This is a genomic window from Nocardia sp. NPDC059154, from assembly GCF_042755705.1.
GTDB lineage: Bacteria > Actinomycetota > Actinomycetes > Mycobacteriales > Mycobacteriaceae > Nocardia.
This window is the reverse complement of the sequence record NZ_JBHZCS010000005.1, coordinates 100,791-121,112: the sequence shown is the minus strand read 5'-3', so window position 1 is coordinate 121,112 and position 20,322 is coordinate 100,791. Positions and strand designations below refer to the sequence as shown.

Here is a 20,322-nt window from a genome sequence, read left to right as displayed (position 1 = left end):
CGTCGGTGATGGGAAGCGGGGGTGTGGAGGGGGGGGAAGGTTGTGCCGCGCTGGGAGCGGTATCGGTCTCTTCCCCCCCCCCCCCGGGAGCGGATGCCGATCGGAGCACGTGCCGGCATCCACGTTCGGGGGGATTACTCGGTGGGGTGCACCGTGCGCCGGACGATGGCACGCGCCAGGCCGGGCAGCAGCCTCCGCATGAGATACGCCGGCCGCGCCTGTCCGGGGAAGACGAACAGCGGCGACTTCGGTTTGGCCAGTGCCTTTTCCAGCGCGTCGACAATGCTCTCGGGCGTGGCGCCGCCGGCATTGCCGAGCACGCTGGCGTTCTCCTTGCGGACCGCGTCCAGGAACGGGGTCTCCACCATGGGCGGGCAGAGCACGAGCAGCCGCACGCCGGTGTCGTGCAGCTCGTAGGAGAGGCTGTCGGCGAAGCCGACCACCGCGTGCTTGGAGGCCGTGTATCCGGCCATGCCGGGTGAGGGCAGCCAGCCCGCGAGCGAGGCGAACAGCACCACGGTGCCCGCGCCGGCCTGCTTCATGGCGGGGATGACGGCCTGGCAGAGGTTGACGGTGCCGATGTAGTTGATGTCCATCATCTTCCGGATCTGGGCCACGTCGTGGTCCAGCACGGAGGCGTGCACGTGGGCCATGCCGGCCGCGTGCACCAGGCGGTCGATGGTGCCCAGTTCCGCGCGCACCTTGTCGACGACGGCGCGAACCTGCGCGGAATCCGACACGTCACACGCGTAGGTGTGGGTGTTGGGCGAGCGCGCGGCCATGGTGGCCAGGCCGTCGGCGTTCAGGTCGATCGCGGCCACCTGCCAGCCCGCGGCGGCGAGTCGCTGCGCGACGATGCGGCCCATGCCGCTGGCCGCTCCGGTGACGAGTGCTGTCCGGCTCATCGGACCTCCCGGGTCTGCAATACCGTCGCGGCGTCCTCGAAGGTCATGCGGAGTGTGCCGATCCGGCTGGAGAACAGGGCGCGCGCGGGGAGTCCCAGCGCCCGCAATTGCTCGGAGACCGGATGGTTTCCGAGTTCGATCCGCGCACCGCCCGGCCGTCCCCGGACCTCGGCCGGATTCATGACCCACGGTGTGCGCCGCAGGATTCCATTGCGGGCGGTGTACGCATCGATGGATGCCCCGCCGGCGCCGCCGGGCATGCGGAAGCCGTCGGCGACCCGCAGCGCGAGCACGAACTGCCCGTCGACGTGGACCTCGCAGCGGTGCCCGCGCCCGTCCGGCGTGATGTCGATATCGGCCATGAGCTTCGGGAAGCCCCAGATGGACTGTCCCGCTTCACAGGTGAAGCTCTGGTTGACCGGCAGCCAGTGGATGTACGCGCCGGTGCTGTTCTTGCGGCCCGGCTGTCTGGCCATGAGCGAGAAGGCGAATTCGTGGTACGGCCCGAGGTCCCCGTCGATGTAGCGGACGAAGGCCAGGGAGAGCACGGCCCTTCCGGGCAGCGTCGTGATCGGCTCCAGCCCGGTGCCGGTGAGCAGGTCGCGGGCCGCGGCCGCGTCGACGAGGAACAGCGCCGAGCAGGCGTCCGCGTGCCGGATCTGCACCGGCATGCGGACCTGTTCGCCGAGTACGGTATGCGCCTCCATGCCAGAATTAGAACAGGTTTCAGTGACGGACGCCGGTCGTTTCACCGAGTTTCTTCACCTCGCCTCGTAGTCGGGTCCCCGCTCGGCCACATAACCCTTGGCCCAGCGGTAGTCGGGCTTGCCGCTCGGCGTGCGTGTGACGGTCTCGGCCACCCAGATCCGCCGCGGCAGTTTGTATCCCGCGAGACGCGCGCGCACGTGCTCCGCCAGCGCGGCGAAGTCGATCGCGCCCGCGGCCGGCGACACCACGGCCGCCACCAGCTGCCCCCAGCGCTCGTGCGGCACCCCGATGACGACCGCGTCGTAGACCGCGGGATGGGCCTTGACGGTGGCCTCGACCTCTTCCGGGAAGACCTTCTCCCCGCCGGTATTGATGACCATGTTGCCGCGGCCGATCAGGGTGACCGACCCGTCGGCCTCCACGCGCGCGCGATCGTCGGTGATGACCATGCGCACCCCGTCCACGGTGCGGAAGAGCTTGTCGGTCTTGACCGGATCCTTGTAGTAGCCGATCGGCACATTGCCGGTCTTGGCCACCCAGCCCTCGCCGCCCGGCGCGACGGGCCGCCCGGCGTCGTCCACCACCAGCGCCCCGCGCCCGGTGTGCACCCGCGGCGCGCGGGCCGGGTCGTCGTCCTTCTGCGCGAATCCGATACCGCCGAAACCGGTTTCGGAGGAGCCGATGGATTCGGTGACCAGTGTGTTCGGGAACAGTTCCAGCAGTGTGTTCTTCACCGGCTGGGTGAGCTGGGCCGCGCCGGAGCCGATGGAGATCAGCGAGGACGCGTCCACCGGCGCGGCCCGGTAGGAGTCCACCAGCGGCCGGGCGATGGCGTCGCCGGTGACCACCAGGACCTGGGGCCGCTCCCGCGCCACCACCTGCCACACCTCGTCGGCGTCGAAGCGTGGCTGGAACAGCACCGCGTTGCCGGACCACAGCGCGGTGAAGGTGGGCATCATGGCGGCGGCGTGAATGAGCGGCGGCAGCACGAACCAGGTCATGGGCGAAGGGTTCTCGGCCCCCGCGCGGGATTGCTGGTACTCGTCGGCGACGGGTTCACCGGTGTAGAAGTCGATGCCGCCGCCGAGCACCCGCCACATATCCTCCTGCCGCCAGATGACGCCCTTGGGCAGGCCGGTGGTGCCGCCGGTGTACATGATGAAGTGGTCGTCGGCGCTGCGCGGCCCGAAATCCCGGTCGGACGAACCCGATTCGAGCGCCTGCTCGTACGGGACGGAGGCGGTCGGCAGCCCCGCGCCACCCTGATCGTCCTCCACCACCAGGGTGTGCCGCAGCTTCGGCAATTGCGGCCGGATCTCCTCGATCAGCGGCGCGTAGCAGCGGTGGTGCACCGCCATCTCGAGGTCGGCATTGTCGTAGACGTAGCGCAGTTCCTCCGCGCGGTACCGGTAGTTGATATTGACCGGCACCGCGCGAATCTTGTAGCAGCCCAGCAATGTTTCGAGACTCTCGATGCTGTTGTGCATGTGGAAGCCGACGTGGGTCCCCGGTCCCGCCCCGGCGGCGGCGAGGTGGTGGGCCAGCCGGTTGGCGCGGGCGTCGAGTTCGGCGAAGGTGCGCCGGCGCGCGCCCTCGATGACGGCGGTCCGGTCCGGCACGGCGTCGGCGGAGTGTTCGTAGAGGTCGGCGAAAGTGCACGCCATGGCCGTATCTCCTGGTGTTCTGGCTACAGGACGGTGAGCGGCAGCGGGATGCCCCGGTCGGTGAAGGTGAAGGCGGCCCCGGAGCTGAACCGGGTGATGGCGACCTCGTCGGCCTCGCGGTACGGCAGGTCCGCACAACCGATTTCGAGGGTGAGGCCGCACTCGTCGACGGAGCGGACGCGAGTGTGGAAGCGCGGGTCGACCCCGCGCACCAGAGCGTCGAGCGGGGCCAGGTGCTCGGGGTCGAGCAGGGCGGGCCACACGCCGTCGTCGATCGCGCCGCAGCCCCGGCCGATCCGCAGTTCCACCAGTTGTTCGCCGCCGGTGGTCTCGGTGGCGACCTCGATGTCGACGTAGGCGGCCGGATTGAAGGCCGGATGCAGCCGCAGCACCTTTGCCAGCGCCGCGGCATCGTCGCCGAGCCCGAGCGCCGTGCGGATGCGTTCGGAGGTGAGGCCGGCGATTCCCGTCCACTGCTTGCGCAGGATATCCAGCGCCACTTCGGGTTTCGTCCGGGCTTCGACGGCGGTCCTGTAGCCGAGGGTGAGCAGATGGTGCTGCAGGCACACCTCGTCGGCGATCCGGATGAGGGCGGAGCGGGAGAAGTCCGCGAAGCGCAGATCGCTCAGCAGCGGGCCCGAATAGTCGTGCTGCCCCGGATCTTCCGGGTCGATCGGCACCAATACCGTGGCGGCGGCCTCGGATCCGGCCACCACCTGCGCGTCGTCGGGCGGAACCGGCGGCTCGTGGGCGGGATCGATGGTGACCGTCCACGCACACACGGGCTTCCGGTCGGCAGGCTCGCGGGGTGGGCGGTGCACCGGGCGGACCTGCGCGTAGGGATTGGTGGCCAATGCGGTCGCGTCGAAGGTGGGGTCTTCGATGTCATGGCACATGGCGACCACGAACTCGGTACCCATCGGTTCCACGTCGGCGAGCGCGCCGCAGTGGTCCAGGTGGAATTCGCCGTGGTCGTGGTCGATCACCCGGAATCGGAAGTCCATGAATTGCGGTGGCGCGCCGATATCCAGCTGGAAGCCCTTGAAGATGGCGTCCACGCCGTCGCCGGTGATGTCGAGCGCCCGCCGCATGCGCCGGGTGTAGACCGGGCTGGCCAGCTGCCATTCCTCGATGGCCACCGCCGTCATGCCCTCCCGGCCGAGCGCACCCAGGACGTGCGCCATGCCGGAGCGGTCGATGAGGTGGCCGCACAGCAGCAACTCCGGAACCAGCAGGGCCAGTTCGGATCTGGTCAGGGCTTCGAATCTGCTGTTCACCACAGGGGCACCGGCCCCTTTCCGACGGGGTACCAGCCGGGCAGCGGTTCGCCCGTCATGGCCCGCTCCATGCGCTTGCGCATTCCGGACGACAGCGCGTCGTTCGAGATCATCTCGACGAAAAGCGCGGTCACATTGCCGAAGTCGAAGAAGTCGCGCTGCCAGGACCACTGGAAGTCGCCCGCGTAGCGGAACCAGCTGCCGCCGATGCCTTCCGGACTGTAGGGCCGGCCATCCGCCCGCCGGCCCTCGTTGACCTGCTTCCAGAAGCCGATGACGCTGCCGCTGCGCTCGTCGACCACGAATTCCTGATACGGATAGGTCCAGCCCTCCAAGCCGAACATCTCCTGGCCGAGCGCGATGTCACGGATCTCGTCGCGGCCGACGGCCATGAACTCCTGCTGCGGGCCGTAGTTCCAGCCGTAGGTGGCGTCCTCGGTGTAGAAGTGCTCGAGCGGCCTCCAATCGCCCTGGGCCTCACACTGTTTGTTCTCGTCCACCCAGCGGCGGATCATCTCGTCGAGTTCGTCGCGGGACCAGCTCACCGCGGCCTCCTTCTGTTCGGGTTGCGCTATTCGGTGGCGCTGTCGTCGACCAGCGACAGCGCCTGGGTCGGGCAGTAGCGGACGGCGGCGCGGGCCGCCTCCAGGTCGGCGCCCGGATCGGGGCGCAGGATCCGGACCTGGCCCTGTTTGGGCACCTGGAAGAGTTCGGGGGCCTCGTCCTGGCAGACGGCGTGGCCCTGGCAGAGATCGAGATCGACGATCAGTCGCATCAGCAGGCGTCCTTCCTGTCCTGGATCGGCGCTTCCGGCTGCACCTCCACCAGCACCAGGTGCGCGCCGCGCGGGGTGGAGACGACCGCGGTCACGGCCGCCGCGAGATCGGCGGGCCGCAGGAACTGCGGGTGCCGGGCGAAGCCCCATTTCACCCAGTTCTCCAGCAGCGGGCCGACAACTTCCGGGGTGGCCTGCATACCCATGCCGGTGAGGGTCTGCCCCGGGCGGACGATGGACGAGCGCACCCCGGTGCCCTCCAGCTCCATGCGCAGCTGGGTGGCGAAGGCCTCCACCCCGGTCTTGGCCGCGTTGTACGCGCCCGCGCCGGGACGCACCCGGACCGCGCAGTCGGAGCCGATGACGACGAAGTCGCCGCGCTGCCGTTCGATCATGCCCGGCAGCACCCGGTGCGCGAGACGCTGCGCGCCGACCAGATGCACGCGGACCTGGGATTCGAAGACGTCGGGATCCATTTCCCAGGCCTGCCCGAATTCGAGGTCGCCCGCACCGGAGACCAGGATCTCGGTGGGGCCCAGCGCTGCTTCGGCGGCGGTCACGAATTCGTGCACCGAGTCGGTGTCGGAGACATCCAGCCGTCCGGCGAACGCCTCACCACCGGCCGCGCGGATCTTCTCGGCGAGGGTCTCGCAGATCTCCACCCGGCGTGCGCCGAGTGCGACCGGATGCCCCAGGGCGGCAAGGGCTTCCGCCGTGGCGGCGCCGATGCCGGAGGACGCGCCCGCGACAATGGCGGGACGGCGGCCGGGATGTGCGGGGAAACGGGTCATCGGCGGACCTCCACGGAGACGGGCAGGTGGGCGAAACCGCGCACATTCACCGAATGCACGCGCCGGCAACCGGATTCACCGATGCCGAAGGCGGGCACGCGAGCCGCGAACTCCCCCAGCACGATCGAGGCCTCCAGCCGGGCCAGGTGCGCACCCAGGCAGAAGTGCACGCCGCGGCCGAAGCTGATCAGTCCGCCCTTGTCGGCGCGTTCGATGTCGTAGCGGTCCGGGTCGTGGAAGACGGCGGCGTCACGATTGGCGGAACCGACGAGCAGCAGCACCTTGGCGCCCTGCGGAATCGTCTGCCCGTAGTACTCGAGGTCGTCGGCGGCGGTGCGGGCCAGAATCTGGCTCGACGCGTCGTAACGCAGCGTCTCGTCCACCCAGTCCGCCACGAGTTCCGGATGGGCGGCGACCTTGGCGTACTCGCCGGGATTGCGGCCCGCCCAATACAGCGCATTGCCCAGCAGTTTCGTGGTGGTCTCGTTCCCGGCGACCACCATGAGGAACATGAATCCGAGGATCTCCTCGTCGGTGAGCCGGTCCCCGTCGGCTTCGGCGTCGAGCAGAGCCGAGGTCAGATCGTCGGTGCGCTGCCGCTTCCGGGCCACCAGCATCTCGTTGTAGTAGCCCGCCAGCTGCAGGGCGGCCTCCATGGCCGCGACCGGCACATCCAGCACGCCCTCCTCGCGATGCACCAGCAGGTCCGCGAGCCTGCGCAGTTCGGTGCGATCGGATTCGGGGACGCCCAGCAGTTCGGAGATGACGTCCATGGGGACCCGTCCCGCCACCGCGTCGATCCAGTCGAAATCGCCTCCGGCCAGCGCGGGTTCGAGGTAGCGCCGGGTGATGTCGCGGATGCGATCGCTCATCTCGGTGACCCGGCGCGGCGTGAAGCCCTGGTAGACCAGCTTGCGCAGGCGCAGGTGCCGCGGATCGTCCATGGCCAGGAAGGACATGGTCCGCCACGCGTGCGGACCCCAGGCGGCGGGGTCCAGGGAGACGCCGTTGGCGCTGGAGAGCCGGATGTTGTCACGGAACCCGGCGTTCACGTCGGCGTGCCGGGACAGTGCCCAGAAGTCCAGGTCGGGGTGGTGGTACACCGGCGCCTCGGTGCGCAACCGCTGGTACACGGGGTAGGGGTCCTCGTGGATGCGGTAGTCGTAGGGGTCGAACAGCAGCGGCTCTAGGGAGGCTGCGGTCATGGTGTCTGCACCTCGTCTTCGATAACGCGTTCATCGGAGCCGATGAACGTTTTCCAGCAACGGAGACACGTAGCTGGACATGTGTCTGTACGGTACTAGCGACGGGATCGCCTGACAACGGAATCCCGCGAACCGAATCGGCAAAGTCCGCGCAAACTGAAACAGGTTCTTGCGCGTATCCGAGCCACGAACCTATAGTCCGTACACGTGTCCGGACAGCATGGGAGCTACCTATGAGCCCGAGCGATCTCGTCCCCGACGGCGGTTCGCACCTGCTGATCGGCGGCAAGCTGACGCCCGGCGGCGGCGGTGTGTTCACCACCGCCAACCCCGCCACCGGAGAAACCCTCGGCTACGCCGCCAATGCCGACGCCGCCGATATGGACGCGGCCATCGCCGCCGCCCGTACCGCCTTCGACACCACCGATTGGTCGCGCGATCCGGGATTTCGCGCGGCCTGCCTGCGGCAGCTGCGGGACGCGCTGCGCGGGCACCTCGAGGAACTACGCGAGATCACCATCGCCGAGGCCGGCGCACCCCGCATGCTGACCAGCGGGCCGCAGCTGGAGGGCCCGGTCGGCGATCTCGGGTACTTCGCCGACCTCGCCGAGAACTACGCGTGGGAAACCGATCTCGGCATCGCCTCACCCATGGGAATCAAGAGTGCGCGGCGGGTGCGCCGCGAACCCATCGGCGTGGTCGGGGCGATCACGCCCTGGAATTTCCCGCACCAGATCAACTTCGCCAAGCTGGGCCCGGCGCTCGCGGCGGGAACCACCGTGGTGCTCAAGCCCGCGCCCGATACACCGTGGTGCGCGGCGGCCGTGGGGCGGATCATCGCCGAGGAGACCGATATTCCGGCCGGGGTGGTCAATATCGTCACCTCCGACGACCACGGGCTGGGCGCCCAGCTGGTCACCGATCCGCGAGTGGACATGATCTCGTTCACCGGGTCGACCCGGACCGGCCGGGCCGTCATGGCCGCTGCGGCAACATCTTTGAAGAAGGTGTTCCTGGAGCTGGGCGGGAAATCGGCGTTCATCGTGCTGGACGACGCGGACATCGCGGCGGCGGTCAGCTACGCGGCGTTCGGGGTGTGCGTGCACGCCGGGCAGGGCTGTGCGATCAGTACCCGGCTGCTGGTGCCGCGTGAACTGCACGATCAGGCGGTCGAAGCGGCCGCGCGCACCCTGGCCGGGATCAAGCCCGGGGATCCGTCGAAACCCGGAACCGTCTGCGGCCCCCTCATTTCCGAACGGCAGCTGGCGCGCGTCGAACGCTATCTCGAGATCGCGCGCGCCGAGGGCGGCACCATCGTCACCGGCGGCGGGCGCCCCGAGCGCGCCGGCGGCTGGTTCATCGAGCCGACCCTGATCACGGGGCTGCCCAACAGTTCCACCGTGGCCCAGGAGGAGATCTTCGGGCCCGTCCTCACCGTCATCCCGCACGACGGTGACGCGGATGCCGTCCGCATCGCCAACGACTCCCCCTACGGCCTGTCCGGCTCGGTCTGGGGACGCGATCCCGAGCGGCTGCGCGCGGTAGTGGAGGGCGTGCGCACCGGGACGCTCAGCGTCAACGGCGGCATCTGGTATTCGGCCGACGCGCCCTTCGGCGGCTACAAGCAGTCCGGCATCGGCCGGGAAATGGGCGTCCTCGGCTTCGAGGAATACACCGAAACCAAACTCATCGCGACCGGTGTCTGAGGAGAACTGACATGAACCGATTCACCGACAGGTCGATCATCGTCACCGGCGCCGCGCGCGGCATCGGCGCCGCCTACGCACGGGCGCTGGCCGCCGAGGGCGCGAAAGTGGTTGTCGCCGACCTCAACAGCGAACTGGGCGAGACCGTCGCCAAGGAGATCACCGCCGGCGGCGGCGTCGCGGTCTTCGCGCAGGTCGACGTGGCCGATCCGGCCTCCGCCAAGGCGGTCGCCGACTTCACCGTCGCCGAGTTCGGCGGCATCGATCACCTGGTCAACAATGCCGCCATCTACGGCGATATGAAGCTGGACATCCTGCTGACCGTGCCGTGGGACTACTACAAGAAGTTCATGGCCGTGAATCTCGATGGGGCGCTGAACATGACGCGCGCGGTGTACCGGCACATCGCGGCCGAGGGCGGCGGGTCGATCGTCAATCAGTCGTCCACCGCGGCCTGGACCTACTCCGGGTTCTACGGACTGGCCAAGGCGGGCATCAACAGCCTGACCCAGCAGCTGGCACACGAGCTGGGGCACTCCAAGATTCGGGTCAACGCCATCGCGCCCGGGCCCACCGACACCGAGGCCACCCGCAGCATCGTGCCGGACCAGTTCGTGGATCAGCTGGTGCAGCAGATGGCGCTCAAGCGGCTCGGCACCACCGAGGACATGGTCGGGGCGTGCCTGTACCTGCTGTCCGACGATGCCGCGTGGGTGACCGGGCAGGTGCTCAATGTCGATGGGGGGCAGGTCTTCCGGCCATGAGTGAGAATCAGGAAATCTCGGTCGGGTTCATCGGACTCGGCAATATGGGCGCGCCGATGGCGCAGCGCCTGGTCGACTGGCCGGGCGGGCTGGTGGTGTGCGATATGCGGCCGGACGCGGTGCAGCCGTTCACCGACGCGGGCGCGACGGCCGCCGCCACCGCCGCCGAGGTGGCGCAGCGCTGCGGCGTCGTCTCGGTCGTGGTCCTCGACGACGACCAGGTGCGCTCGGTCGTGACCGGCCCCGACGGGCTGTTGCAGACCGCGAAACCGGGCACGGTCATCGCCGTGCACTCCACCATCTCCGACCGCACCGCCGTCGAGCTCGGCGCCGAATGCGCCTCGCACGGCGTGGAATTCGTCGACGCGCCGATCAGCGGCGGGGCGCCGGCCGCGCAGCGCGGGGAGCTCGCAGTCATGGTGGGCGGCAGTGCCGCCGCCTTCGAAACGGTGCGGGAACCGTTCGGGCGCTTCGGATCCCTGGTCATCCACGCCGGCGAGGTCGGTGCGGGCACGCGAATGAAGCTGGCGCGCAACCTGCTGCACTTCGTCGCCTTCACCGCCGCGTCGGAGGCGCAGCGACTGGCCGAGGCGGGCGGGCTGGACATCGCCGCGCTCGGCAAGGTCGTCCGGCATTCCGACTCGCACACCGGCGGGCCCGGCGCGATCATGCTGCGCAAGACCACCGCGCCGGTCGCCGCGGACGACTTCTGGTTCCCGATTCTCGGCCACGTCCGCGACCTCGGCGAGAAGGATCTGGCGCTGGCGCTGGATCTGGCCGGGCGGCTGGATGTCGACCTGCCGCTGGCGCGGCGCGCATTGCACGACCTGGGTGACGGGCTCGGTGTGGGGCCCGGAACGATCGCGAAGGAGCAGTCATGACAGCGGAGCAGGGTCCCTCCGAGCAGCGGCAGCAGGGCCTGAAGAAGATGTCGGAGGTGTACGGGTTCGATCTGCCGAACCTGTCCGGTGATCCGTTCTTCGAGGTCACCGTCGATCACCTGTTCGCCGACATCTGGAATAGGCCCGGCCTGTCGCTGCGCGACCGGCGGCTGCTGCTGCTCGGCGCCATTACGGCGCAGGGACATTCGGAGATCGCCGAGATCCAGGTCGGCGCGGCCCTGCGCAATGGCGAGCTCGACGCCGATCAGCTGCGTGAGATCGCGGTGTTCCTGGCCCACTACGTGGGCTGGCCCGCCGCCACCAAGCTGGACGGCGTCATTCGCAAGACGCTCGCCAAGGACAAGAAGAAGTAATCCCAACCCGCAGTGAGGAATACAGAGACAATGGCGGAAACCGCAAGCGTCCGACCGCTTCTGGCCAGCGAGGTCGAGACCTGGGATGACCAGGCCGATGTCGTGGTCGTCGGCTTCGGCATCGCCGGGGTGTGCGCGGCCATCGAGGCCGCCCGCTCGGGGGCCGACGTCCTGGTGCTGGAACGCACCGGCGGCTGGGGCGGTGCGGCCGCCATGTCCGGCGGCTTCATCTATCTCGGCGGCGGCACCGCGCTGCAGCAGAAACTGGGCTTCGAGGACACCGCCGAGAACATGGAGGCATTCCTCACTGCGGCCCTGGGCCCGGGCGTCGACAAGGCCAAGATCCACGACTACTGCCAGGGCAGTATCGAGCACTTCGATTGGCTGGTCGCCCAGGGTGTTCCGTTCAAGGAGGAATTCTGGGGCGAGCCCGGCTACGAGCCGCCCGGCGACCAGGGCCTGATGTACTCCGGCGGCGAGAACGCCGCACCCTTCAAGGACTCGACCCCGCCCGCGCCGCGCGGTCACCTGGCCTGGACCAAGGACAAGAAACTGGGCGAGAAGGGCGGCGGCTACATGCTGATGGAGCCCCTCGCCCACAAGGCCGACGAACTCGGCGTACGACACGAATACGACGTGCGCCTGCGCCGGCTCATCGTCGACGAGACCGGGCGGGTGGTGGGCGTGGCCGCCACCCGCTACGGCAAGCCGGTACACGTGCGCGCCGAGCGCGGCGTGGTGCTGGCCACCGGCAGCTTCGCCTACAACCATGAAATGGTGCAGCGCTACGCACCCAAGATCTCCGGCCGGCCCACCGCCACCGTCGAGGAGCACGACGGCATCGGCATCCGGGTCGCCCAGGCGCTGGGCGCGGATCTCGCGCACATGGACGCCACCGAGGTCGCGCTGGTGGTGGACCCGCAGGTGGTGGCGCGCGGGATCCTGGTGAACGGGCGCGGGCAGCGCTTCATCACCGAGGACACCTACGCCGGGCGCATGGGTCAGGCCGTGCTGCAGGAGCAGGGCAATCAGGCGTACCTGGTGATCGACGAACTCGCGCTGGAGGAGGCGATGGAGAGCAAGTCCTCGCTGTCGTTCCTGCGCACCGCGCCGACCTGGGTGGCCGAGACGGTCGCCGAACTGGAGAGCGAGATGGGCCTGCCGGAGCACACCCTGCAGGCCACCGTCGACCTCTACAACCACCACGCGGAGCAGGGCGAGGATCCGCTGCTGCACAAGAAGACCGAGTGGGTCAAACCCATCCGCACCCCGCTCGGCGCCTACGACCTGCGCGGCTACACCGGCGGCTTCACCCTGGGCGGCCTGCGCACCGACCTGGACTCCCGAGTCCTCCACGTCTCCGGCGAACCCATCCCCGGCCTGTACGCCGCAGGCCGCGTCACCTCCGGCATCTGCGCCGGCGGCTACGCCTCCGGTTGCTCCCTCGGCGACGGCAGCTTCTACGGCCGCCGCGCCGGCATCTCCGCCGCCAAGCAGCTCTGAAAGGAGCCGTCCCCCATGCGATTCGGCATCGTCCTGTTCACCAGCGACCGCGGCATCACCCCCGCGGCCGCCGCCAAGGCCGCCGAAGATCGAGGCTTCGACTCCTTCTTCGTCCCCGAGCACACCCACATCCCCGTCAAACGCGACGCGGCCCACCCCCAGACGGGCACCGCCGAACTCCCCGACGACCGCTACATGCGCACCCTCGACCCGTGGGTGGCGCTCGGCACGGCCGCCGCGGTCACCTCCCGCATCGAATTGTCCACCGCGGTAGCGCTGCCCACCGAGAGCGACCCCATCACCCTCGCCAAGACCATCGCCACCCTGGACCACCTCTCCGGCGGCCGCGTCACCCTCGGCGCCGGATTCGGCTGGAACACCGACGAACTCACCGACCACGGCGTACCCGGCAACAAGCGCCGCACCGTGCTGCGCGAATACATCGAAGCCATGCGCGCCCTCTGGACCGAGGACGAAGCCTCCTACTCCGGCGATTTCGTCTCCTTCGGCCCCAGCTGGGCCTGGCCCAAGCCGATCCAATCCCACATCCCCGTCCTCATCGGCGCCGGCGGCACCGAGAAGACCTTCAAGTGGATCGCCCGCTCCGCCGACGGCTGGATCACCACCCCCTACGAATCCGACGTCTCCGCCGCCACCACCCTGCTGATGAAGCACTGGCAGGAAGCAGGCCGCGAAGGCACCCCCCGCGTGGTGGCCCTCGCCCACAAACCCGACCCCGAAAAGCTCTCGGCCTGGGCCGAAGCCGGCGTCACCGACGTCCTCTACGGCCTCCCCGACAAACCCGAACCCGACGTCCTCGCCTACCTCGACCGCCTGGCAGGCAAACTCGCCCCACTGGGCCTGACCACCCCCACCCCCTGACCCGTCCCACTCGCAGCCCAGAGCAACACCGACCTCCCCGCCCGCAACAAACCGCAGGCGCGGAGGTCGGTCTGCACAGGAGAGGAACGCGACGGCTGTCGAACCACTGCGCCACTGGCGAACATCCGAGCTTTTGTTTCTTGCTGTTTGTTTTGTGTTGTTTTCCTTTGTCCCTAAAAGGTGATCCGTGCAGTCCGTGGGCCGGAACCGAGGTCACGACTCCCAAGCCGCGTCAGCGAAAGTCCGGTAGGGCAGGCAACGCAACCACACTTCCCGGTGCATCACCGCGCGAGGAATCCAGTTGCCAGTCATCCACCCTGGTTGTCTTCCCCGGAGTTACCTGGCCTCATGCATCTGAATCACATAGTGACGCGGGAGGTCCCAGCGTGTGAACGTACCGCCCGCCGTTGTTGCGGCGTGCAATACACGTGGACGATTTCGGTCATAGCGTTGACCACCGGCCCCGGATCGATCAGGGGCCGAATCGGTTCGGCATCCGGAACTCCGGGAGCGGTGACCGGCGGCACCGCCAGCGCCGGGAACAGGAACTTCGCACCCTCCGGGGAAGTGATCACCGAACCACCTGAGGGCGTGCGCCATTCGACCCTCCGGTCCGGATGGTGAACGACCTGCCAGCCATTGGCTCCATTGTCGGCGAGTGTCTTCAGTCGATGGTGGCGACGACACCGGCAGCCGAGATTGGACTCGATTGTGCGGCCGCCATTTTCGGGGTCGGCGTGATCGAATCGATCCTGATGATCGAGATCGGTTCCGGCAGGGGGAACTCCGCAGCCCGGTGCGCGGCAACCACCGTCGAGAGCGCGAACTCGCCTGGCCGCTCGGGCCGCAGGGCGGTATCGCAACTCGGAATCAGTAGGCCGTGCCGCGGGTGCGGGTGGCCGAGTGGCCGGGTCGGTGATGATGTCGAAGCGGGCATGCCGTGCGATCTGGCGGGCCAGGTCGGCATCGATCGCGCCGAGACCCGCGAGCAGCGCCGGGTTGTCCTGCAGACCGGCCAGCGTCTCCGCCGAAACCCCGACCTGCACAAGGGCTTTGCGCGCCATAGGGGTCGGCTCACCCGCATCGGTGCGGGGGCAGTCGGCGCGCCCGCATTCGCAGGTGAGCCGACCGCGGCCGTCTGCCAGCGCTACCAGCGCGTCAGCCCGGCGCTGATTGGTGGTGCGCGGGTCGTTCCCGCAGCACTGGGTGGTCGCCATTTCCCGCAACCGTTCATAGAGCGCCTGCCCACCGGCGGCGGGCAGCACCCCATCGAGCAGCGCGGTGCCGTCATCGGCCGCGGTGACCTTCACATACCGGTCCGCCTCGGCGGACTTGCGCCGCGCGGCCTGACCCGCCGGATCCGCCTCCAGCAGCCACCGCCGCAGGGTCCGCCGAACCCGCTGCGGCTCAGCATTTTCCGCATACGCAACGATCTGCGGTTCCAACTCCGCGACCAGATCCTCGGAAGCATTGGCCAGCGTCTCACTGATCGCCCGCACCCGTGGCAGGTCGATCCGCCCATCGGCGAAAGCCTCGCGAGTACCGCCGTATCGGTTGTCCAAGCCCAGACCGAGCGCGATCAGCCCGTCGGCCGACCGCTGCGACACCTTCAGCGCAATCCCGATCTCGGTGGCCGCATCCTCCCCCGCATACAACGCACCGACCCCCAGCTCCAACTGCTGCTCGCGCCGCAGCCGATACAGCTGCGTCATCAACTCGACCTCTTCGGCCTGGGCCGCAGCAATCATCGAGTGCACCACACGGAGTCGCTCCACCACCTGCACGGCAGCGAAGCACTCACCAGTTGATTCACTCATAGATTCGATCATAGTTTCGAATCAAAAGACACGGAAGCAGGATAACCCAGACACGCCTTGAAAATCTCTGGCAAACAATAAGATTCGCGCCGTGCGCGGTCTAATTGCAGGCGGCGGTCCGTTGCAGGATTCGCAGCGCTCCGACCGCAGCGAGCTCACGGAACTTCCCTCCGGCCGCGACTCGGCGATAGAGGGCATCGGCGTCGCGGAGCACGAGGAGCCCGCCACCGGCGATCCAATGAGCCCAGTCGTCGTAGGCGAGCTGGGCGGCTGCATCGGAGCCCGGTTCGGCGATCAGGAGCAGACGCAGCGGCGTACGCCACCCACGAACCTCGCTGTCGTAATCACCCGGCGCGGCCTCGTCGCGATTGCCCGGCGCAGCCTCGCCGGCGCGAGCGGCGACTTCCAGAATGACGCCCTTGCCCGCATATGCGTGCGCGGCCTCGGACAATGCGTGAGCCTCGTCGACCGGCCACGTTCTGTTGATCCGCCCGATCAGTACCGACATTTCGCGCGCGGTGACCTGGAGCGCGATGCGGTTCATTCGAAAGCCTTTCCGATGCGCCCTCATTCATACGGTTCGCGCATACCGCGAGTTGCTCGGCGGGCTCGGCCATAGTAGCATCCGGACACGTGTCTGATCCCCTTTCCGCCCGCCCTGCGGTGAGCATGGAGGCCACTCGCCGGCGGCTCACCGAAAAGCAGGCCGATACCGTGGACCGTCTGACCCGGGCGGCCATGGATGTGCTGTCGCGGGAGGGGTTCGCCGGGCTCACCGTGCGCATGGTGGCGGCACAGGCCGGGGTGGGCACGGCCACCGCATACACGTATTTCTCGTCGAAGGAACACCTCGTCGCGGAGATGTTCTGGCGTCGGCTGGCCGCCACCGAGCCGCCCGCCGCGGAGGGCGCCGATTCGACCGCGCGGGTGCTGGCGGTACTGCGGCAGATCGCGCTGCTGCTGGCCGACGAACCGACCCTCGCGGGCGCGGTGACCGCCGCGCTGCTGGGGACCGATCCGGATGTGGCACATCTGCGGCTGCGGATCGGTGGCGAGATCCGGCGGCGATTGATCGACGCACTGGGCGCGGACGCCGATCCCGAACTCGTGGAAACACTCGAAATGATCTACGCGGGCGCACTGGTGCGCGCGGGCATGGGCTATGTGTCCTACGCCGAGATCGCCGATCGCATGGAGAAATTCGCGCTGCGCGTGCTGCGGAGCTGAAACCGCTTGCCGGGCGACGTAGACCCCTACGCCCCCATCGAGAGCTTCCGCCGCCGCGACGAGGCCCGCGGCCAGCTGGTGAAGCTGGTGCGCCACATCATGGCCGGGCGGATGGCGAACCCGCCGACCGGCACCGACGATCGGGACCTGCTCGACGTGCTGGTGTCGGTCCCCGACGAGCAGGGCCGGCCGCGGTTCTCGCCCAGCGAGGTCACCGGAATCTTCATCTCGATGATGTTCGCCGGGCATCACACCACGTCGGGGACGGCCGCCTGAACGATCATCGAATTGCTCAGGCACCCACCGGTGCTGGCGCAGGTCGTGGCCGAACTGGATACCCTCTACGCCGACGGCGCGGACGTGAGTTTCCATGCACTGCGCCGGATTCCGAATCTGAGGCGGTCCTCGAGGAGGTCCTGCGCCTGCACCCGCCGCTCATCATTCTCATGCGGGTGGCGCGTGCGGAGTTCGAGGTGTGCGGCCACCGTATCGATCCCGGCGACCTGGTGGCCGCGAGTCCCGCTGTCTCCAACCGGATCCCGGAGGACTTCCCGGATCCCGAGCGCTTCGACCCGGGCCGCTACCTCGACCCGAACCAGGCGGATCTGGCCAACCGCTGGACCTGGATCCCCTTCGGCGCGGGCCGCCACCGCTGCGTAGGCGCTGCGTTCGCGCTCATGCAGCTCAAGGCCATCTTCTCGATCCTGCTACGGGACTGGGAATTCGAGCTCGCGCAGCCATCGGACAGCTACCGCAACGACCATTCCAAGATGGTGGTACAGCTGCAACAGCCGTGCGCGGTGCGGTACCGCCGCCGGGCACGGCCGTCGTAGAGCTGAGCTACAGGGAGCCCTCTGAGTTACAGCGCGCCCTCGAGGGCGGAGACCACGGCCGGATCCTTCGGCTCGGTGCGCGGACGGAACCGCCCCAGCACCGCGCCATCGCGGCCGATCAGGAACTTCTCGAAGTTCCACTGGATGTCCCCGGCCTCGCCGGCGGCGTCTGCGACCTGGGTCAGCTCCTGGTACAGCGGAACCCGGCCCTCGCCGTTGACTTCGCTCTTCTCCAGCAGCGGGAAGTCCACCCCGTAAGTGGCGGAACAGAATTCCGCGATCTCCTCGGCGGTGCCGGGCTCCTGGCCCATGAACTGGTTGCACGGCACACCGACCACGGTGAAGCCCTGCGGCCCGTAGGTCTGCTGCAGTTCGACCAGGCCCGTGTACTGCGGGGTGAGCCCGCACTTGGAGGCGACATTGACCAGCAGCACGACCTTGTCGCCGGCCAGTTCGGCCAGTGTGGTGGGCTTGTCGGTCAGCGTGCGCAGCGGAATTTCGCGAAGATTGGTCACAAACACGAATGGTAGAACGAGTTCGATGAGGTCACCGGTTCAGGAGTAGCTCACCTGCCAGTGTTTGATCCCATTGATCCAGCCCGACCGCAGCCGCTGCGGCGGCGCGACCTCGGTGATTTCCGGCATGGCGTCGGCAATGGCATTGAACATCAGGTCGATCTCCAGCCGCGCCAGATTCGCGCCCACGCAGAAGTGGTTTCCGGTCCCGCCGAATCCGACGTGCGGATTGGGATCGCGCTCCACATCGAATTCGAAGGGATGGTCGAAGACCTCCTCGTCGAAGTTGGCGGAGCTGTAGAACAGCCCCACCCGCTGCCCCTCCAGAACTTTCTGCCCGCCGATTTCGGTGTCGCGCACGGCGGTCCGCTGGAAGGCCGAGACCGGCGTCGCCCAGCGCACGATTTCATCGGGTGCGGTGCGCGGCCGGCGCTCCTTGTACAGCGCCCACTGATCGGGGTGGTCCACAAAGGCTTTCATGCCGTGCGCGATGGCATTGCGGGTGGTTTCGTTGCCCGCCACCGACAGCAGGATGACGAAGAATCCGAACTCGTCCGAGCCCAGGGCGTCACCGTCCACATCGGCGGTCACCAGCTGGGAGACGATATCGCCGACCGGGCGGGCCCGGCGCTGTTCGGCCATGTTGTAGGCGTAGCCGAGCAGTTCGGCATTGGCGGTCATATTGTTGCCCGCGAATTCCGGATCGTCGTAGTTGAGCAGCTGATTGGACCAGGTGAACAGCTTGTGGCGGTCGTCCTGCGGCACGCCGAGCAGTTCCGCGATGGCCTGCAGCGGCAGCTCGCACGCGACCTGCTGGACGAAATCGCCGCCGCCGCTCGCCTTCGCCTCCCGCACGATCTTTGCCGCGCGTTCGGTGAGCGCGGCCCGCAATCCCTCGATGGCGCGCGGGGTGAATCCCTTGGAGACGATGCGCCGGATCTTGGTGTGCTTGGGCGGATCCATATTCACCAGCAGCGCCTCGCGCCCGAGTTCCAGCTGTTCGGGTTCGGAGTCGGCGGGCATTTTGATGATGGAGCCCTTGCGATTCGAGGACCAGAGTTCCGGTCTTCGGGAGATCTCCTTGACATCCTCGTGGCGGGTGATCACCCAGTACCCGTCGTCCTCCATCGGTGCGGCCTGCTCGGGAGTCTGGGCATTCCACCAGACCGGCGCGGTGCGGCGCAGCAGTGCGAACTCCTCGGCAGGGCTGTGGTCGGCCCAGAGCGCGGGATCGGTGAAATCGAAGCCGGCCGGTAATGACGGAACAGACACTGTTCCTCCTCGGGCAAGGTGCCACTATGATCACGAAATTGGAACGTGTTTCACAGAAATTGAACCATGCCGACCTGCGGCTGGGCAGCGTTTCCGGCCTCCGATCCCCCGGTTCCCGCACGCCCCGCGGAGCAGTTATCCCGCAGCAGTGGATCTGCAACATGTTCAACGAGGACTCGCCGCGCCCGCAAGATCGCTCAACCCGCCCTGAAGTCGATCTTGTGACTGGACATCATGTCCAGTGTGTCGGCAGACTAGAACTTGTTCTACAGTGATGCCAGGCACACTCGAAGATGAGGTAACTGATATGACCGCTTCCCCGGGCTCCACGTCCGAAGCCGATTACGTCGTCGTTGGCGCGGGCAGCGCCGGTGCAGTATTGGCCGGACGGCTCGCTCAGCGTGGCGCGAGCGTGATCCTGTTGGAGGCCGGGCGCAAGGACAACACCCAGCTGGTCACCCGCCCCGGCATGATCTCGATGGTCCACACGGTTCCGCAGCTGAAGAAGCTGGTGGCGTGGAAGCAGTACTCGGTCCCGCAGAAGCACGCCAACGACCGGCTGATCCCGATGACCCGCGGCAAGGTGCTGGGCGGCTCCAGCTCCATCAACGGCATGCTCTATGTGCGCGGCAACCGCGCCAACTTCGACTCCTGGGCCGCCGAGGGCAACACCGGCTGGAGCTACGACGAGGTCCTGCCCGCCTACAAGCGCCTCGAGAACTGGGTCGACGGCGCGGACGACTACCGCGCCACCGGCGGCCCGATCGAGGTCACCCGCCCCCGCGAGCTCACCCCGATCTCCGAGGAGTTCATGACCGCCGCGTCCGAGACCCTCGGCGCGCCGATCATCAAGGACTACAACGGAGCGTCGCAGGAAGGCATCTCGATCTTCCAGCAGAGCGTGAAAGACGGTGTGCGCTACAGCTCTTCGCGCGGCTTCATCACCAACATGCCGAACTCGAACCTGACCGTGCTCACCCACGTGCAGGCCACCCGCGTGGTGATCGAGAACGGCCGCGCCACCGGCGTCGAGATCGCCGAGAAGAACGGCTCGCGCCGCATCGTGCGCGCCGCCAAGGAAGTCATCGTCTCCGGGGGTGTCATCGGATCGCCGCAGCTGCTCATGCTCTCGGGCATCGGCCCGGCCGGGCACCTGCGCGACCTCGGCATCGAGGTGGTCGCCGACCTGCCCGTCGGCCAGAATCTGCACGACCACCTGTCCG

The 20,322-nt window shown here is 68.2% G+C and carries 20 protein-coding genes and 1 pseudogene; 9 read left to right on the top strand and 12 right to left on the bottom strand.

The features are described 5' to 3' along the window. Window positions 1-134: 134 nt before the first annotated feature. The 8 genes from ACFXN1_RS06890 to ACFXN1_RS06855 are packed head-to-tail and all read right to left on the bottom strand — an operon-like array spanning window position 135 to window position 7,325. Window positions 135-905: an SDR family NAD(P)-dependent oxidoreductase gene (locus ACFXN1_RS06890; RefSeq protein WP_379446368.1), complete on the bottom strand. Its 771-nt coding sequence runs from the start codon at window positions 903-905 to the stop codon at window positions 135-137. Next, a complete protein-coding gene (locus ACFXN1_RS06885) occupies window positions 902-1,612 on the bottom strand; it encodes an acetoacetate decarboxylase family protein (RefSeq protein WP_379446366.1) in 711 nt (236 codons plus the stop codon). Before ACFXN1_RS06885 ends, ACFXN1_RS06890 begins: the two co-directional genes overlap by 4 nt. 54 nt (window positions 1,613-1,666) lie before the next feature. After that, complete coding sequence (locus ACFXN1_RS06880) at window positions 1,667-3,277, bottom strand: acyl-CoA synthetase (protein WP_379446365.1); 1,611 nt, start codon at window positions 3,275-3,277, stop codon at window positions 1,667-1,669. 23 nt (window positions 3,278-3,300) lie between these two features. Further along, a complete protein-coding gene (locus tag ACFXN1_RS06875; RefSeq protein ID WP_379446364.1) occupies window positions 3,301-4,554 on the bottom strand; it encodes a hypothetical protein in 1,254 nt (417 codons plus the stop codon). After that, a complete protein-coding gene (locus tag ACFXN1_RS06870) occupies window positions 4,551-5,069 on the bottom strand; it encodes a nuclear transport factor 2 family protein (protein WP_379393628.1) in 519 nt (172 codons plus the stop codon). Before ACFXN1_RS06870 ends, ACFXN1_RS06875 begins: the two co-directional genes overlap by 4 nt. Before the next feature lie 56 nt (window positions 5,070-5,125). Continuing rightward, the gene (locus tag ACFXN1_RS06865) at window positions 5,126-5,329 is read right to left on the bottom strand and encodes a ferredoxin (RefSeq protein ID WP_379393382.1); all 204 of its coding nucleotides are present in this window, start codon (window positions 5,327-5,329) and stop codon (window positions 5,126-5,128) included. Beyond that, window positions 5,329-6,120, bottom strand: coding sequence for an SDR family oxidoreductase (locus ACFXN1_RS06860; RefSeq protein WP_379446363.1), 792 nt, complete (start codon window positions 6,118-6,120; stop codon window positions 5,329-5,331). Before ACFXN1_RS06860 ends, ACFXN1_RS06865 begins: the two co-directional genes overlap by 1 nt. Next, a complete protein-coding gene (locus ACFXN1_RS06855; RefSeq protein ID WP_379446362.1) occupies window positions 6,117-7,325 on the bottom strand; it encodes a cytochrome P450 in 1,209 nt (402 codons plus the stop codon). The genes ACFXN1_RS06860 and ACFXN1_RS06855 overlap by 4 nt, the downstream gene beginning before the upstream one ends. 233 nt (window positions 7,326-7,558) lie before the next feature. Between ACFXN1_RS06855 and ACFXN1_RS06850 the strand changes: the two genes are divergently transcribed. The 6 genes from ACFXN1_RS06850 to ACFXN1_RS06825 are packed head-to-tail and all read left to right on the top strand — an operon-like array spanning window position 7,559 to window position 13,435. Then, complete coding sequence (locus tag ACFXN1_RS06850; protein ID WP_379393376.1) at window positions 7,559-9,031, top strand: aldehyde dehydrogenase; 1,473 nt, start codon at window positions 7,559-7,561, stop codon at window positions 9,029-9,031. A gap of 11 nt (window positions 9,032-9,042) precedes the next feature. After that, window positions 9,043-9,795 (top strand): SDR family oxidoreductase, encoded by a 753-nt coding sequence (locus tag ACFXN1_RS06845; protein ID WP_379445563.1) that lies wholly within the window; start codon window positions 9,043-9,045, stop codon window positions 9,793-9,795. Next, window positions 9,792-10,676 carry an NAD(P)-dependent oxidoreductase gene (locus ACFXN1_RS06840; protein ID WP_379445562.1) on the top strand — a complete coding sequence of 295 codons (885 nt, stop codon included), beginning with the start codon at window positions 9,792-9,794 and terminating at the stop codon, window positions 10,674-10,676. The genes ACFXN1_RS06845 and ACFXN1_RS06840 overlap by 4 nt, the downstream gene beginning before the upstream one ends. Further along, complete coding sequence (locus ACFXN1_RS06835; RefSeq protein ID WP_379445561.1) at window positions 10,673-11,050, top strand: carboxymuconolactone decarboxylase family protein; 378 nt, start codon at window positions 10,673-10,675, stop codon at window positions 11,048-11,050. The genes ACFXN1_RS06840 and ACFXN1_RS06835 overlap by 4 nt, the downstream gene beginning before the upstream one ends. 30 nt (window positions 11,051-11,080) lie before the next feature. Beyond that, a complete protein-coding gene (locus tag ACFXN1_RS06830) occupies window positions 11,081-12,553 on the top strand; it encodes an FAD-dependent oxidoreductase (protein ID WP_379445560.1) in 1,473 nt (490 codons plus the stop codon). Between the two features lie 15 nt (window positions 12,554-12,568). After that, complete coding sequence (locus ACFXN1_RS06825) at window positions 12,569-13,435, top strand: LLM class F420-dependent oxidoreductase (protein WP_379393366.1); 867 nt, start codon at window positions 12,569-12,571, stop codon at window positions 13,433-13,435. A 359-nt stretch (window positions 13,436-13,794) separates the two neighbouring features. Here the strand turns inward: ACFXN1_RS06825 and ACFXN1_RS06820 are convergent, their stop codons facing one another. Continuing rightward, entirely contained in the window at window positions 13,795-15,252 is a 1,458-nt protein-coding gene (locus ACFXN1_RS06820; RefSeq protein ID WP_379445559.1) for a DUF222 domain-containing protein, read from the bottom strand. 100 nt (window positions 15,253-15,352) lie between these two features. Continuing rightward, a complete protein-coding gene (locus ACFXN1_RS06815) occupies window positions 15,353-15,796 on the bottom strand; it encodes a hypothetical protein (RefSeq protein WP_379445558.1) in 444 nt (147 codons plus the stop codon). 119 nt (window positions 15,797-15,915) lie between these two features. Here ACFXN1_RS06815 and ACFXN1_RS06810 point away from each other — a divergent pair, with 119 nt between their 5' ends. Further along, a complete protein-coding gene (locus tag ACFXN1_RS06810) occupies window positions 15,916-16,479 on the top strand; it encodes a helix-turn-helix domain-containing protein (protein WP_364621588.1) in 564 nt (187 codons plus the stop codon). Window positions 16,480-16,497: 18 nt separating this feature from the next. Next, a pseudogene (locus ACFXN1_RS06805) lies at window positions 16,498-17,312 on the top strand (cytochrome P450); the annotation flags it as partial. Window positions 17,313-17,338: 26 nt separating this feature from the next. Here the strand turns inward: ACFXN1_RS06805 and ACFXN1_RS06800 are convergent. Together ACFXN1_RS06800 and ACFXN1_RS06795 are read right to left on the bottom strand one after the other, a co-directional pair. Beyond that, window positions 17,339-17,803, bottom strand: coding sequence for a glutathione peroxidase (locus tag ACFXN1_RS06800; protein WP_379445567.1), 465 nt, complete (start codon window positions 17,801-17,803; stop codon window positions 17,339-17,341). A gap of 63 nt (window positions 17,804-17,866) precedes the next feature. Further along, entirely contained in the window at window positions 17,867-19,099 is a 1,233-nt protein-coding gene (locus ACFXN1_RS06795) for a cytochrome P450 (protein ID WP_379445557.1), read from the bottom strand. Between the two features lie 307 nt (window positions 19,100-19,406). On the opposite strand from ACFXN1_RS06795, the gene ACFXN1_RS06790 reads away from it, so the two are divergent. Then, on the top strand, window positions 19,407-20,322 hold a 916-nt coding region (locus ACFXN1_RS06790; protein ID WP_379463519.1), incomplete at its 3' end, for a GMC family oxidoreductase.

Bases quoted from the DNA above. Each gene is read 5' to 3' on its own strand.
- ACFXN1_RS06885 (WP_379446366.1), bottom strand. From the start codon at position 1,612: ATGGAGGCGCATACCGTACTCGGCGAACAGGTCCGCATGCCGGTGCAG.
- ACFXN1_RS06830 (WP_379445560.1), top strand. From the start codon at position 11,081: ATGGCGGAAACCGCAAGCGTCCGACCGCTTCTGGCCAGCGAGGTCGAG.
- ACFXN1_RS06870 (WP_379393628.1), bottom strand. From the start codon at position 5,069: ATGATCCGCCGCTGGGTGGACGAGAACAAACAGTGTGAGGCCCAGGGC.
- ACFXN1_RS06820 (WP_379445559.1), bottom strand. From the start codon at position 15,252: ATGAGTGAATCAACTGGTGAGTGCTTCGCTGCCGTGCAGGTGGTGGAG.
- ACFXN1_RS06880 (WP_379446365.1), bottom strand. From the start codon at position 3,277: ATGGCGTGCACTTTCGCCGACCTCTACGAACACTCCGCCGACGCCGTG.
- ACFXN1_RS06855 (WP_379446362.1), bottom strand. From the start codon at position 7,325: ATGACCGCAGCCTCCCTAGAGCCGCTGCTGTTCGACCCCTACGACTAC.
- ACFXN1_RS06850 (WP_379393376.1), top strand. From the start codon at position 7,559: ATGAGCCCGAGCGATCTCGTCCCCGACGGCGGTTCGCACCTGCTGATC.
- ACFXN1_RS06860 (WP_379446363.1), bottom strand. From the start codon at position 6,120: ATGACCCGTTTCCCCGCACATCCCGGCCGCCGTCCCGCCATTGTCGCG.
- ACFXN1_RS06825 (WP_379393366.1), top strand. From the start codon at position 12,569: ATGCGATTCGGCATCGTCCTGTTCACCAGCGACCGCGGCATCACCCCC.
- ACFXN1_RS06815 (WP_379445558.1), bottom strand. From the start codon at position 15,796: ATGAACCGCATCGCGCTCCAGGTCACCGCGCGCGAAATGTCGGTACTG.
- ACFXN1_RS06890 (WP_379446368.1), bottom strand. From the start codon at position 905: ATGAGCCGGACAGCACTCGTCACCGGAGCGGCCAGCGGCATGGGCCGC.
- ACFXN1_RS06845 (WP_379445563.1), top strand. From the start codon at position 9,043: ATGAACCGATTCACCGACAGGTCGATCATCGTCACCGGCGCCGCGCGC.
- ACFXN1_RS06835 (WP_379445561.1), top strand. From the start codon at position 10,673: ATGACAGCGGAGCAGGGTCCCTCCGAGCAGCGGCAGCAGGGCCTGAAG.
- ACFXN1_RS06840 (WP_379445562.1), top strand. From the start codon at position 9,792: ATGAGTGAGAATCAGGAAATCTCGGTCGGGTTCATCGGACTCGGCAAT.
- ACFXN1_RS06865 (WP_379393382.1), bottom strand. From the start codon at position 5,329: ATGCGACTGATCGTCGATCTCGATCTCTGCCAGGGCCACGCCGTCTGC.